Here is a 253-nt window from a genome sequence, read left to right as displayed (position 1 = left end):
AGCAGCTTCAATATCAGTATCCCTACTAACAAACTCATTGCTTTTCCCAATCTGGAAGGTTCTACATATGACAACCAATATATTATTGGATACCCCACCTCTATCGTAAAACTTTATCAGTACGAAGGTATTGATCCTGCAACCGGATTATATAAGTTTAAAGATTTCAACGGAGACGGAAAAATCACTACACCTGATGATAGTCAAGCTGTAGAAAGACTGGGTATAAAGTATTTTGGAGGTTGGCAAAATC

The 253-nt window shown here is 37.2% G+C and carries 1 protein-coding gene; it reads left to right on the top strand.

The window, feature by feature from the left end; genetic code table 11:
* Positions 1–253 (top strand): hypothetical protein (locus tag SB764_RS42730; protein ID WP_410867141.1); only part of this gene is annotated, 253 nt, incomplete at both ends.

The organism is Paraburkholderia sp. SIMBA_027 (genome assembly GCF_046535315.1).
Lineage (GTDB): Bacteria > Pseudomonadota > Gammaproteobacteria > Burkholderiales > Burkholderiaceae > Paraburkholderia > Paraburkholderia tropica.
Note: the sequence above shows the minus strand (reverse complement) of the source record. Positions and strands in the feature narration are given on the sequence as shown.